Consider the following 12,076-nt stretch of genomic DNA (forward strand, 5'->3'; position numbering starts at 1 on the left):
CGCATGATCCACTCCATTCTTACCAATCCGACCTACACCGGGGATTTAGCCCAAGGCCGAAGCCGGGTGAAAAGCTACAAGGTACACCAGATTGAAGCTGTTCCACGCGAGGAATGGGTAGAAGTGGCTGGAACGCATGAGGCCATTATCGACTATGAAACTTTCGACAAGGTACAGGCTCTCTTACAGCGTGATACCCGTACTTCCCCGAAAGGCCGTGAGGTACATTTATTCAGCGGCTTTCTGAAATGTGCCGATTGCGGGCGGGCCATTACCCGATGCGTTGGCAAGAACAACAATGTATATTACTCTTGCTCAACCTACAAGAACCGTTCCCGGACAGCCTGCACCATGCACTCAATCAAGCATGAACGGCTGGAGGCTGCTGTTTTGTTCGCTGTACAGCATCAGGTACATTTGGCTGTTTCCTACTCGGAAATCGTCACGCAGATCAATTCCGCTCCAATCAAAAAAAGCCAGTCTTACCGACTGGACGATCTGATAGCTGCAAAAGAGCGGGAACTGACAAAGATAACACGCTACAAGCAATCTCTTTATCAGGACTGGAAAGACGGTGAAATCACCCAGCAGGAATACCGGGATATGAAGGCTGACTATGAACGGCAGACTTCTGATATTTCCGCGGTGCTTACCCGGCTGAACGCTGAACGCGCAGAACTGGCAAACGGTGTGGACAACGAGCATCCTGCACTGGTAGCCTTTATGAAGTATCAGAACATTGAAGCCCTCAATCGTGAAATCTTGGTTGAACTTGTGGACTATATCAAGGTCTATGAAAACGGTAATATCAGCGTGAAATTCAAATTTGCTGACGAGCTCCGCAAGATTGCCGAGTACATTGAAATCAACACTACGGAAGATAACGCAGTAGCGGGCTAACCCCCGCTACAAACCCCTTTGACAGTGTGTTTTCCTAATAGGCGCTAATCATATGGTGACACCACCGCAAACAACCACATTGGATGCCAGCCAGCAACTATCCTTTATAGTTATTGGCTTCGCATATTCAAGATTATAAAAACTTCCATCTTCTCTTTTCCTAATATTGCGTTCTTCAGGTAATAATGGATGCATAGGAGTTGCCAATGTAACATTTGGACCAATCATCACATTATCGCCTATATGTATTTCACATACATCTAAACATGTAAAGTTAAAATTAGCAGAGCTGAATCTTCCAAAGAACGTATTACATCCGTAATCAAAATAAACAGGCGCCTGTAAATAGGGGAGTTCCTCTGTTGCTGGCAATAATTTCCTCAATATCTGTGCTTGTTCTTCTTGATCATCTTCTTCTGTCGAATTGTATTTTCTTGCTAATTTACGTGCATTCACGCGTAATTGCTCCAATTCTTTATCCGTTGGATCGTACAACTCTCCACTTAGCATTTTTTCTCTTTCAGTCATTTTCGATAACCTCCAAATTCAAAGTTATAAATATCAGTTTCCCCACTCTCTCATGGTCTGCAATATTTTATCTAATGCTTTTGCACTTTCCGTCATCAAATACGGACATAGCCATAACCATATTATCTACTTTTAGATCACTGGAAAAAATATCCATCGCAGAAGGTATCTGTTTAAAATTAATTTCAATAATTTCTTCATAGTTCTCTTCTGCAAATCTTTCAACTATATATGTTTTTCCTGTTTGTCTGGCTCCCTGAATTACAAGACATTTTTTGTTTTTTGAATCTACCCATTTTTTATGTAATGCGTCACTTTTCTTTTTAACATAAAACATCTCCTGTTACCAAATAATATTTTTATCAAGAACAACTTTGTAACATTTTTAATTACTATATTTCTTTTATCATCAACATTTTAGAATATTATATCATTGATCAATATATATTAAATGACTTTTTCCATTTCATACAATCTCTTCTGAAGCTCCGGTTCAAAGAAATTCTACATTCCTTCATCAAAGCTTATGAAAGGCTTCTCCATATCTTCAGTTGTGAAAATCAGGGCATTTTCGTTACTTTTCTTAACCGCACAGTCTGTGAAATTTTTAAATTCCTTATCAGTGACCGGCTGCTGCATATGCTTAACATCAAACAATACTTCTGTGTCAACCAGACTGTTTCCTGTTCAGGGTTTATTTGAACTCCAATATTAATATTACCATCTGTGAATAATATTATTTCATTTTTCATCAATAAGACCTTACACATTCTACCCTATCACACTCGCACCAAATGGCATGAAAGAGAGTCTTGCCATCTTGAAGAACTGCTTTCCAAATGGAATTCCAACTATCGTAATGCACCAAATACAACCCACTATCAGGTTTCCAAGTGCCATTTCCCATCCAAAAAATATAATCCATATAAGATTTACCAGAAATGAAAACATGCCATTTCCATACACGATTTCTTTTCCAAACGGCCAAAATGCCAAGGTTGCAAATTTAAAACATTGCAGACCTACCGGAATTCCAATAATTGTAATACACCATATGCAACCTGCAAAAATCCATGCCAGTCCGCCCAGTAATCCTCCAAATATAAACCAAAGGATATTACCTATAGTTCTCATGACAACATCTCCTCATCCAATGTCTAATATTCTTTTGCAATTTCCTCTGTTATCTCATATATCTCTTTGAATTTTTCTAAGTCCTCTGGAGATCTGATCAGCATGATTTCTTCGATTTTTCCGGTCCGTATGTCTTTGAACCCTGCTACTTCTTCTCCAGTACAAATGCTTGCACGAATAACTGGTTTCATATGTTCTCGGTCATATGTTTTTTTCACGATTTTCTTTTTAAATAATCCCATGCTACCTCCCCATCTCCGAATATCTTCGGTAACAAGATCAACTATCTAATTCCTGGAACATTTTTCTGCATCAATCGCAAGTACGAACATCAACGCATCCAATGCATTTCCTGGATCCTGCACATCAATAACATATGTATCAGTCATATGAAACAGTTCTTTACTAACCCGTGCAATTGAATAACCGCTTTGATTAAGAATGCTATAGTCCCATTCCATAATGGTTCCATCAATATGCCATCCATTGTAATCAATATTATAATGTGGCGTCAGGAATGAGAATTCTTTGCTCAGGCATCCGATATAACTGCCGTTTTTATAAATTTCAAATTTAGGAAGAAAAGTAAGTACTTTCTGAACAACCATTCCTACTTCATTTCCATAGGCATCATAAATTACAAGTTTATGTCCCCAGGACAACTGGCCTTTTACTACATAAACAGTGTTGCCTGCTTCATCATAGATATCATAGCTGTCAAACCATGAAAACAGCCTTTGTTTAAACAATAACTTCATAACTTTTCACCGCTCTCTCCAACAGATATAATTGGTTCTTTATAAGTATCATAATACCATGCCGGAACACCTTAAAAAATATGTAAATCGAAGAATTAACTCATCTTATTTCACGGATTATGATAAAACACATATTACCAGCTATAAATCTCTACTTGTTCACAAAAAGATATAAAAAAGACCATCTACTGCTTGTTTACGGTAAATGATCTTTTCATTGCAATATTTAATTAAATATCATACTGAGCCGATTGTTCACGTATCAATTTACATGTTTCTCATTGTATTGCTCGCCCTATTATAAATACAATTTGTTTTCCTTCCTACTGGAACAAACCTTTTTCATTTTCAGTCCAGCGATAAAACTGACAAGCTTACTGTAATTTCTTGCTTTCTTCGGACAGACTGCTACACAGTGCATACAAGAAATACACTTATCCTTATCGGTCATCTTCGGATTGTCCAACGGAATGGCACCTGCCGGGCATTCTTTTGCGCACAGACCGCAGGAAGTGCATTTTCCATTTGCAACAGGTTTGAGTGGAACACCACCATATTCTCGATATGGTCTGTTTCCCGGAAATGCAGGTGTCCTTTGTGCTTCGCTGTTTTGCATAATCTTTGCGGCAAATTCCAGCAATTCCTTTTCATCCTGCTGATCCGGGCGTCCGGTTCCAAATTGGTGCATCAGGGAATGCTCTGCGACTGCCTCCATTCCTGCGATACATACAAATCCTGATGCCTCCAGAACATCCTGTAGTTCCAATAGAGTATCATCAATCATACGGTTTCCAAATACTGCCACAAGAATTGCTTTCGTACCATCTGCCTTTACTTTGCGGAACATATCCGTTACAACTGATGGAATGCGTCCACCGTAAGACGGTACAGCAACCAAACATAGGTCCTTTTTTTCAAATTTCACCTTCATGAGTTTATTTGGTTCTTTAATTAGGTCGATTTCTTCAGCATCCAGCTTCGTCCCTTTCGCAACAATATCTGCTACTTTCTCTGTACCTCCTGTCGGGCTGAAAAATATGTTATAAAATCTCATAATGATCCTCCTACTGATTCCGATTTGTTTATTGTCCTTTTATAACGGTTGACCAATTGTTTTCAATAGTCTTTATATGTTTGAAAGGAATTCTTCTATCAAACTATTTATCATCTCCGGTTTATCTGTATTAGAATTATGACCGGCCCCTTCAATCCACTTTAAAGGAATTTTCGTTTTTCGATGCCATTCTCTGTTATACCTTATGCATGAACCGGCATGATCCTTTGTACCACATATCAACAGGGAAGGACATTTGATTTCATATGGCAGATCCTTTTCCATTGCCTCTGCCAGAATACGAAATCCATGCCCGGCAATTTGGGCATAACGATGCTGATCACCATCATAGACCAGCATCATTTCCTTCATCAGATTTCTGCCATACTCAGAAGTTGCAACTCCCTCAGTTCCGGATTTCAAAAGCAACTTCCATGGGTAATGTGCATATACTGGTTCCATTTTTTTCAGAAGCCAGATCTCCACTGCTGTCACATAGTTCCTCTGCAGCGGTGCTGAATCAATGGAAATAAAACCTGCCAGCCGGTCAGGATACAATTGTGCATAAGCCTGTCCCACATATCCTCCCATTGATTGACCTATTATAATTGGTTTTATGATTTCTTCTTTTTCAAGAATCCCATTCAGCCATTTTGCCTTATCAAACAGATCAAAGTCAAAGCGGAACGGCCAGGAAGAGGCATGAGCCGGTGCATCCCATACAATAATATTATATTTTCCATCGAAGTACTCAACCTGTTTATCAAATAATCTATGGTCAGCAGTCAGCCCTGGTAAAAATACAAGCGTCGTTGTATCCAAACTCAGATTATTTGACCAATAGTGAATTGTTCCGCAAGGAGTTTGATATGTACTTTCCTTCAACAAATCCACCTCCGCAATTTTCATTTTTCTCAGTTACACAACCTGAAAAACTTTAACTATTTTCATATTGGTTTTTTATATCAAATACAGTCTGCTACATCTCATCCGGCTTTTGACCATCGTGGGCTTTCCATTGACACTCCGTCAATTTCATATCTGTAAATACCGCTTTAAACGATGAATCTTCCGGACTGCATGCATAAATTCCAAATTTGATTTTTCCTGCACCAGCCCACATATGACAAATCCTCATTTGCTTAAACCGTATTCCATCCTCAGAACATTCAATGCAATAATCATCTTCACGTCTACTGAGACGATACCACATAGATTTAATCTCTGCATCAATTTCCGTAGTTGCCCAATCTGAATATCCATTGTTTGTCACAACACTTCCCAGGTGCTGAAAATTGTCATTCTCATATTCTATAGAACCTTTCAACCAATTCTCACTGTCAAGATACATAACCACACCGCACTGATCAAAGCGATGATGGCTTTCCTTAAAATCTGTTTTCACCATAAATGAAAAAAACTTTTCCTCTGTTTCTATCTGCAAAACCGGAGCATTATCATTGCGGAAATGATAGTAAGTTCTTTGCCACAAATCAGTTCCAGGCTGTGTGATAATCTCAATTTTGTCATCTGTCAGCGTGTAATCATCAGGTTCTCTCGTCCACTTAAAATCTTTTATATTCATCTCATTATCCCTCCAAATTCCGATTTCACGACATCATTTCTAATACAGATTTTACCGTACTTTTTAATCTCAGTCCATCCTTTATACCCAGGCGATAAAAAAACTCTTCTGTCTCTGCTCCGCTGGCAAATATTTCATCACAATACTTCGTAAGCACTTCCTCTTGTTCCGGAGACAGTGTTTCCAAAAGCTTCTGGTATTCCTTCTCTATATTTTCATTAAATGGCTGTGTATCTTGATTTGATTTACATTCAGAATATGCTTTGCTCATACGATTGGAGAACATCTTATCAACAGACTCCTCTACGTCTTTTGACATCTTTGAGGGAGACTCTTGCTTTTGAACTTTTTCGTTCTTCGCTTTTTCAAGTGTTGACTCGTCAATATAGTGAATAATTTCTCTCAGATTTGCCTTCATAGATTGCAGGTATTGGTGCTAGAATATAAATAGTACAAACCAAAATGAGAAATTCCAAATACACATAAGCATGATACAATAGAGGCATGCTGAAGGAAGATCTCATATGGCAAAGCAACATGACAAACAATTTAAACTTGATGCAGTCCAGTACTATCAGGATCACAAAGATCTCGGAGTACGTGGATGTGCAGAAAATCTTGGCATCGGATACAGCACATTAACAAAATGGCTAAAAGACTTCCGGGAATCAGGTGATATTCCTGTTCGTGGTTCTGGTAATTATGCATCTGATGAGCAGAAGGAAATTGCCCGTCTCAGACGTGAATTACGTGATGCCCAAGATGCACTTGATGTGTTAGAAAAAGCAATCAACATTCTGGGAAAATGACGGAAGCCATTTATCTTGAAGTGTCTGAGAAGACGGAAGCTGCCAAAAAGGCTGGACGTCGGGTTTCCGTCTTCGGAATGTTGAAATTTTTAGGTGTCTCTCGCTCAGGATATCTTGCATGGCTCCACCACGTACCTTCTGATACAGAAAAACGTCGTAAAGCTGTAAAAGCAAAAATACAGGATATTTATGATGATTCCAAGGCTCCTTCTTAAAATATATAGATTTCACAAATCCCTATCGATATATATTCTTCTGTCATAGATGTATAAAGATTTTGCACAGTTCGTTTTTTTCATAAAACTTATTCTGTTTTTCAACTTCTGTGATATAATGCTTTATTATAATAATTCCCATGAACAGAATAAGGTGAACCAAGTGAAAAAGAAAACACTTGTGCCTCTTATCACTTTTTTACTGGGCATATGCCTTATTAGTTTGATTGTATACAAAACAGACACCCACGAAAAAGAGCAGAGACACATAACAGCACAATTAAACGTAGCCACCTATGGCGAACAAATAAAGAATGAAATTACAAATGGAATTGAGATCACAGATACCTTGAAGCAAATCTTAATAAGTGAAGATGGCGAAATCCGTCAGTTTGAAACAATTGCAGGAAATCTTATGTCTGATTCTATTGAAAGTGTACAGCTCGCTCCTAATGGTGTTGTTACAGATATTTATCCGGCTAATGAAAATGAGGCAGGTAAGATTGATTTGATCCATGATAAAGACCGCGGAAAAATTTCCTGTTACGCAAGAGACAACCATACAATCATTACGCAGGGCCCCTTCAAATTAAAACAGGGAGGATATGGAATTGCAGTCCGCAATCCCATATACCTGAAAGATAAAAACGGACATGAGTATTTCTGGGGATTTACTATTGTTATCCTGCGTGTTCCGGATATTTTTTCAGATTCAATCAGTGCACTTTCAAATTTTGGATACGAATACAAAATTTCAAAAACAGACGCTCCATGGAGTGATACTTATAAAGTGGTTTATCAATCAGATGGGCAAATAAATCGTCCTGTTTCTTATACATTTACAATAGGAGACGAAAACTGGAAATTTGAAGTAACTCCTAAAAGTGGATGGAGAAATGCCACATTACTGGTAATCATCATCGGAATTTTTCTTACAATAAGCCTTCTCCTGTCAGTTCTTACCAGAGTATGGTTAGTAGCAAAAGAACATAAGAAAAAGTTTCAGATACTGGCGCGCACAGACTCTCTTACAAATATTTATAACCGCTATGGATTTGATGAATTTGCAGAAAAAATGATTCAAAAAAATCCAAAAACACATTTTGTGGCTGCGCTCCTTGATATCGATGATTTCAAGTTTATTAATGATATCTATGGACATAATTACGGAGACAGGGCACTAAAGAATCTTGCAGACAGCATGAAGACTTTTTTCCCATCCGATGCATTACTTGGAAGAAATGGTGGTGACGAATTCTGCATTCTTTTACCAAATTGTACCTTTGCAGAAGCAGATATACAGCTGCAGAAATTCACCAAACTTCCTAAATCATTCTCATACCATGGTAAGGAACATGCATTTTATATTTCTCTAGGATATGCAGAATATCCAACATTTGCATCCAATCGTTCACAACTCATGCGCTGCGCAGATGCCGCTCTTTATGAAATAAAGCTTCATGGAAAAAATGGATGTATGGTCTACAGAGAAGGACTTCCGTCAGGTGCCCGCAAACAACTTGGATTCGCATTCAAGGATATCTCTGAACATCTTCCAGGTGCATTCATCATATACAGAGCTGACAAAGAAGATGATGAACTAATTTTTGCAAATGATGAATTTCTTCATATGTCCGGATATAAAGATATAGATGAACTGTTCAGACTTACTGAGAAAAGTTTTCGCAACTTGATTCGTGAAGATGAACAGCAACAGATAGAATCAAGTATCTGGGAACAGATTGACAACGGCAATGAAAATGACTATACTCACTTTCATCTTCGAAAAGCTGACGGAACTTATTTTTCTGTTCTTGATCATGGAAGAATTGTAGAGAGCCCGCAATACGGGAAAGTATTTTATGTATTGTTCATGGATTGGGAAGATATGCATATTCGTTACAATGATAAATTCGCAAGATAAAATATTGCAAAAAACAGAGCGTATGATCTATTTTCATATAATGTTTATGTCGGCAAGCTCTATCAAAAGGAAACCGACTTTATTGCTCAGAGAAGCAACGAGAAGTTTTATATTCAGATCAGCGACAACATTTCCGGGCAGTAAACATTTGAGAGAGAATGCTTTCCTCGGCTTCAGATTCGAGATGCTTATCCGAAAATGATTATTGCTAGAACCAAACATCCCCAATATAGCTATGAAGGAATCGTAATTTACGATATAGCCGATTGGTTACTACAAGAATAAGCAAGGCGAAATATCTCCAGCATTCTCTTTTGAAATGATGGAGATATTTTTATTATGACGGAGATTGCAGATGAATTCAGACGAAGCATCCTATGAAAAGAGTTTTATATGGATGTACTGAACTGTGATCCGATGTCTTTTGACAAGGAATGCAAACTGACTATTTGGTGGCTACACCCCCCAAGCCCCTGTAGAATAAATAACGCCAGTACTGGATATCAAAAATCCCGCACCGGCGTTATTTATTAAAATATTTTGTTTTTTAATCTTCAACACTCTCTACTGAAACTTCTTTTTTCTTCCTACTTTTACCAGAAATCATCTTGTGTCCTGTATAAATAGCCATAATCATGCAAAGCAAAGAACTTGCTGCAAAGTACTTATGGCCTTCTTTTGATCCCTTATAACCTGTATAAAAAGTTCCAAGCATTGTAATCAGTGCACCGATAGACCAATATTTATGTGATTTCATTCAGATACCTCCTGCCGTTTTTCTTAATCATATACCTTTTAAAAGATATATACAAACTGGAAGTTAGCGATTTCTTTTTCCGGTATTCTCTGTCCCACGGATTTCCTCATGATAGAAATAATCTACGATCACCGGATGTCCCTGCGGGACTCTGCCATAAGGCATTTCATTATCCACAAAGGCACAATCATACTTCTTAGCCATTTTCTCAGCTTTTACTTCAAGTGCTTCAAAGTAGTTGCGGTTATGCTTGTTATAGATCTCGTCGTAAAGTGGTACAAGATCAGGATATTTTCCGGCGATATAATTCATAATTGTCTTTTTGAAACCGCCTCGAAGATTGAGATTTTCGAGCCAGAACAGATCGCACTGATCCTTTACCCGCTCAAAGATTGCTTCAAAATCCGTGATACCGGGAAATACCGGGGATACGAAACAGACTGTACGGATACCTGCCTCATATACCTGCTTCATAGCAGCGATACGGTGCTCAATGCTCGAAGCAGAGTCCATATCGTTCTTAAAATTTTCATCTAGTGTGTTGATTGACCATGAAACGGTTACACGTCCAAGCTTCTTCAGTAAATCAATATCTCGTACCACAAGATCCGACTTTGTGCAGATCAGAATATCTGCGTCACTGCCGATCAGCTGCTCCAAAAGTTTTCTGGTATTCCCGAATTGCTCCTCCTGTGGATTGTAGCCATCTGTCACAGAACCGATGACCACCCGCTGTCCGGCATATTTCTTCGGATTTTTAATTTCCGTCCAATGCTTCACATCAAGGAAAGTGCCCCATTCCTCCTTGTGCCCGGTAAAGCGCTTCATAAAAGAAGCATAGCAATACTTGCAGGCATGTGTACAGCCCACATAGGGATTGACCGAGTAACCGCCTACCGGCAGACTAGACTTAGTCATGATGTTCTTTGTTTCCACCTCACGAATGAGGATTCCATTTATTACTTCTTCCATGATTTCTGTACCTCTAACACTTTATTAAATTCTTCCGGCATTTCCTGAATCATATTTTCATCCCCTATGATAGGGACAAGGTCTTCCTTCATAAACACCGGAATGCCAAGCTTATGTGCCTGGTCCGCCAGAGACCATGCCCATTCCGGCTCCGTATGAATCTTCCTGCTCTGAGCTCCGGTCATGGTGCCCACAACGATCCAATTGATTCCGGAAAGGTCAACTGTGCCGAGATCGTCGAATAACGGCTCAAAGGTAACATGGTAATGTTTTGCTCTGACGTTTTTCCGAAGGGCGTCGATACGCCACAGTTCTGCTTTCCTCGTCACCGTAACGCCAAACCATGCGTTTTCCAAATCGGTATCAAAATCCAGCAAATCAGGTCGCTTGGTAAGGAACAGGAACTGATGCTGTGGATTTTCACGGATCTTTGCAAATACCTCGTCTCTCCATTCCGGCTTCCATCCGGAGAGATCGCTCATCCCGGTAAGAAGAAAGTTCTGCGGACGTTTCTTTTCCATCATCTTGAGCTTACCCGGAAAGAATTCAGGGTCAGCGAAGTCATCAATCATATGCCAGCGTTTCACGTTGTTGCGGGCATAGCAATATGTACACCCCACTGTGCAGCCAATGACGATATTCATGTTCTGAATCTGATCTTTGATACAAATACTCATGACTTCTGCCACTCCTCAAGATTCTTTCTGATGCGGTCGAGACATTTCTCAAACCGGGTAATTTCTTCCTCTGAAAAACCTTTGTAGTAAATACTGCCCATCTCATCAGATACAGAATCGTACTCGCCCTTTAAGGCATGTGCTTTCTCAGTCAGAAACAGGAGTGTTTTCCTTTTGTCCGTTTCAGACTGAACACGGCTTATCAGCCCTTGATTTTCCATTCTTTCCAGCATCGTAGTAAGAGATGTTATCGCTAATCCGCATTTAGTCGAGAGTGACCTGATTGAGATACCATCCTCCTGCCACAGCACATAAAGAATACGTCCCTGGGCTCCATTAAACGCATCAATATTCTTTTCACTGAGAATCTTCTCAAAAATCCGGTCTCCAAGCTGTTTTATTTTTGTGACAAGAAATCCTCCATTCATTTCCATGCAAAATCTCCTATATAGTAGTTTATTAAAAACATACTATATAGGAGCTTTATTGTCAAGAGTTTATATGTCTTAATAGGTAAATTCCATTTTTTCAATTCTCCAAACTGGAATTTATATAATTATCTCTCTAACTTTCCCCATTTTATAGGCTTTCCCGCCTGTCCATTAGTGAAATGATATGTAGTTTCCCTTATTTTTACCCTTATGACTATAAATGAGCAAGTTCGTGATTTTGCATAAAAGAAAGACACCTCGATTCCATGTGTTGTATAATGAAAGTGCCAAAACAAACATTTGCAACATTTACGAAAGAAGGTGTCTCTCGC

At 39.0% G+C, this 12,076-nt stretch carries 16 protein-coding genes and 1 pseudogene; 4 read left to right on the forward strand and 13 right to left on the reverse strand.

Features of this window, described 5'->3' with window-relative positions; all coding sequences use genetic code 11:
* A partial coding sequence (locus tag DMI82_RS19175) for a recombinase family protein (protein ID WP_199579988.1) occupies positions 1-900 on the forward strand: 900 nt, incomplete at its 5' end.
* 48 nt (positions 901-948) lie between these two features.
* Here DMI82_RS19175 and DMI82_RS19180 read toward each other — a convergent pair.
* From DMI82_RS19180 to DMI82_RS19230, 9 genes are all read right to left on the reverse strand, one after another.
* The gene (locus DMI82_RS19180) at positions 949-1,428 is read right to left on the reverse strand and encodes a sugar O-acetyltransferase (protein ID WP_242981885.1); all 480 of its coding nucleotides are present in this window, start codon (positions 1,426-1,428) and stop codon (positions 949-951) included.
* Positions 1,429-1,495: 67 nt separating this feature from the next.
* The gene (locus DMI82_RS19190) at positions 1,496-1,765 is read right to left on the reverse strand and encodes an AAA family ATPase (protein WP_059086557.1); all 270 of its coding nucleotides are present in this window, start codon (positions 1,763-1,765) and stop codon (positions 1,496-1,498) included.
* A 434-nt stretch (positions 1,766-2,199) separates the two neighbouring features.
* Entirely contained in the window at positions 2,200-2,562 is a 363-nt protein-coding gene (locus DMI82_RS19200) for a YccF domain-containing protein (protein WP_059086556.1), read from the reverse strand.
* A 23-nt stretch (positions 2,563-2,585) separates the two neighbouring features.
* A complete protein-coding gene (locus tag DMI82_RS19205) occupies positions 2,586-2,804 on the reverse strand; it encodes a hypothetical protein (RefSeq protein WP_015526477.1) in 219 nt (72 codons plus the stop codon).
* A 45-nt stretch (positions 2,805-2,849) separates the two neighbouring features.
* Positions 2,850-3,320, reverse strand: a complete 471-nt coding sequence (locus DMI82_RS19210; RefSeq protein ID WP_021650109.1) for an LURP-one-related/scramblase family protein — start codon at positions 3,318-3,320, stop codon at positions 2,850-2,852.
* Positions 3,321-3,618: 298 nt separating this feature from the next.
* Positions 3,619-4,374 carry a 4Fe-4S binding protein gene (locus DMI82_RS19215; RefSeq protein ID WP_021650110.1) on the reverse strand — a complete coding sequence of 252 codons (756 nt, stop codon included), beginning with the start codon at positions 4,372-4,374 and terminating at the stop codon, positions 3,619-3,621.
* Positions 4,375-4,446: 72 nt separating this feature from the next.
* Positions 4,447-5,259 (reverse strand): alpha/beta fold hydrolase, encoded by an 813-nt coding sequence (locus tag DMI82_RS19220; RefSeq protein ID WP_044960374.1) that lies wholly within the window; start codon positions 5,257-5,259, stop codon positions 4,447-4,449.
* Between the two features lie 94 nt (positions 5,260-5,353).
* Positions 5,354-5,959: a DUF1349 domain-containing protein gene (locus DMI82_RS19225; RefSeq protein ID WP_021650112.1), complete on the reverse strand. Its 606-nt coding sequence runs from the start codon at positions 5,957-5,959 to the stop codon at positions 5,354-5,356.
* Positions 5,960-5,984: 25 nt separating this feature from the next.
* A complete protein-coding gene (locus DMI82_RS19230; protein WP_242981886.1) occupies positions 5,985-6,278 on the reverse strand; it encodes a hypothetical protein in 294 nt (97 codons plus the stop codon).
* Between the two features lie 205 nt (positions 6,279-6,483).
* Here DMI82_RS19230 and DMI82_RS19235 point away from each other — a divergent pair, with 205 nt between their 5' ends.
* The 3 genes and pseudogenes from DMI82_RS19235 to DMI82_RS19250 all read left to right on the forward strand — a co-directional run.
* On the forward strand, positions 6,484-6,768 hold the full coding sequence (locus tag DMI82_RS19235) for a transposase (protein WP_021650114.1): 285 nt from the start codon (positions 6,484-6,486) through the stop codon (positions 6,766-6,768).
* A gap of 378 nt (positions 6,769-7,146) precedes the next feature.
* Complete coding sequence (locus tag DMI82_RS19245; RefSeq protein WP_084449113.1) at positions 7,147-8,907, forward strand: diguanylate cyclase domain-containing protein; 1,761 nt, start codon at positions 7,147-7,149, stop codon at positions 8,905-8,907.
* Between the two features lie 36 nt (positions 8,908-8,943).
* Positions 8,944-9,192, forward strand: a pseudogene (locus DMI82_RS19250) (ATPase); the annotation flags it as partial.
* Positions 9,193-9,454: 262 nt separating this feature from the next.
* Here DMI82_RS19250 and DMI82_RS19255 read toward each other — a convergent pair.
* The 4 genes from DMI82_RS19255 to DMI82_RS19270 form a co-directional block, all read right to left on the reverse strand.
* The gene (locus tag DMI82_RS19255) at positions 9,455-9,664 is read right to left on the reverse strand and encodes a DUF6219 family protein (protein WP_008392833.1); all 210 of its coding nucleotides are present in this window, start codon (positions 9,662-9,664) and stop codon (positions 9,455-9,457) included.
* A 63-nt stretch (positions 9,665-9,727) separates the two neighbouring features.
* Positions 9,728-10,636: a radical SAM mobile pair protein B gene (locus tag DMI82_RS19260; protein WP_021650118.1), complete on the reverse strand. Its 909-nt coding sequence runs from the start codon at positions 10,634-10,636 to the stop codon at positions 9,728-9,730.
* Positions 10,624-11,313 carry a radical SAM mobile pair protein A gene (locus tag DMI82_RS19265; RefSeq protein ID WP_110104282.1) on the reverse strand — a complete coding sequence of 230 codons (690 nt, stop codon included), beginning with the start codon at positions 11,311-11,313 and terminating at the stop codon, positions 10,624-10,626. Before DMI82_RS19265 ends, DMI82_RS19260 begins: the two co-directional genes overlap by 13 nt.
* A complete protein-coding gene (locus DMI82_RS19270; protein ID WP_005608550.1) occupies positions 11,310-11,747 on the reverse strand; it encodes a radical SAM mobile pair system MarR family transcriptional regulator in 438 nt (145 codons plus the stop codon). The genes DMI82_RS19265 and DMI82_RS19270 overlap by 4 nt, the downstream gene beginning before the upstream one ends.
* Positions 11,748-12,076 lie beyond the last annotated feature (329 nt).

Source organism: Blautia sp. BCRC 81119 (genome assembly GCF_003184505.1).
Classification (GTDB): Bacteria; Bacillota; Clostridia; order Lachnospirales; family Lachnospiraceae; genus Blautia_A; species Blautia_A fusiformis.

What these genes read in the sequence shown, in the direction of transcription:
- DMI82_RS19180 (WP_242981885.1), bottom strand. Translation starts at nt 1,428, where the DNA reads ATGACTGAAAGAGAAAAAATGCTAAGTGGAGAGTTGTACGATCCAACG.
- DMI82_RS19190 (WP_059086557.1), bottom strand. Translation starts at nt 1,765, where the DNA reads ATGTTTTATGTTAAAAAGAAAAGTGACGCATTACATAAAAAATGGGTA.
- DMI82_RS19200 (WP_059086556.1), bottom strand. Translation starts at nt 2,562, where the DNA reads ATGAGAACTATAGGTAATATCCTTTGGTTTATATTTGGAGGATTACTG.
- DMI82_RS19205 (WP_015526477.1), bottom strand. Translation starts at nt 2,804, where the DNA reads ATGGGATTATTTAAAAAGAAAATCGTGAAAAAAACATATGACCGAGAA.
- DMI82_RS19210 (WP_021650109.1), bottom strand. Translation starts at nt 3,320, where the DNA reads ATGAAGTTATTGTTTAAACAAAGGCTGTTTTCATGGTTTGACAGCTAT.
- DMI82_RS19215 (WP_021650110.1), bottom strand. Translation starts at nt 4,374, where the DNA reads ATGAGATTTTATAACATATTTTTCAGCCCGACAGGAGGTACAGAGAAA.
- DMI82_RS19225 (WP_021650112.1), bottom strand. Translation starts at nt 5,959, where the DNA reads ATGAATATAAAAGATTTTAAGTGGACGAGAGAACCTGATGATTACACG.
- DMI82_RS19230 (WP_242981886.1), bottom strand. Translation starts at nt 6,278, where the DNA reads ATGTCAAAAGACGTAGAGGAGTCTGTTGATAAGATGTTCTCCAATCGT.
- DMI82_RS19235 (WP_021650114.1), top strand. Translation starts at nt 6,484, where the DNA reads ATGGCAAAGCAACATGACAAACAATTTAAACTTGATGCAGTCCAGTAC.
- DMI82_RS19255 (WP_008392833.1), bottom strand. Translation starts at nt 9,664, where the DNA reads ATGAAATCACATAAATATTGGTCTATCGGTGCACTGATTACAATGCTT.
- DMI82_RS19260 (WP_021650118.1), bottom strand. Translation starts at nt 10,636, where the DNA reads ATGGAAGAAGTAATAAATGGAATCCTCATTCGTGAGGTGGAAACAAAG.
- DMI82_RS19265 (WP_110104282.1), bottom strand. Translation starts at nt 11,313, where the DNA reads ATGAGTATTTGTATCAAAGATCAGATTCAGAACATGAATATCGTCATT.
- DMI82_RS19270 (WP_005608550.1), bottom strand. Translation starts at nt 11,747, where the DNA reads ATGGAAATGAATGGAGGATTTCTTGTCACAAAAATAAAACAGCTTGGA.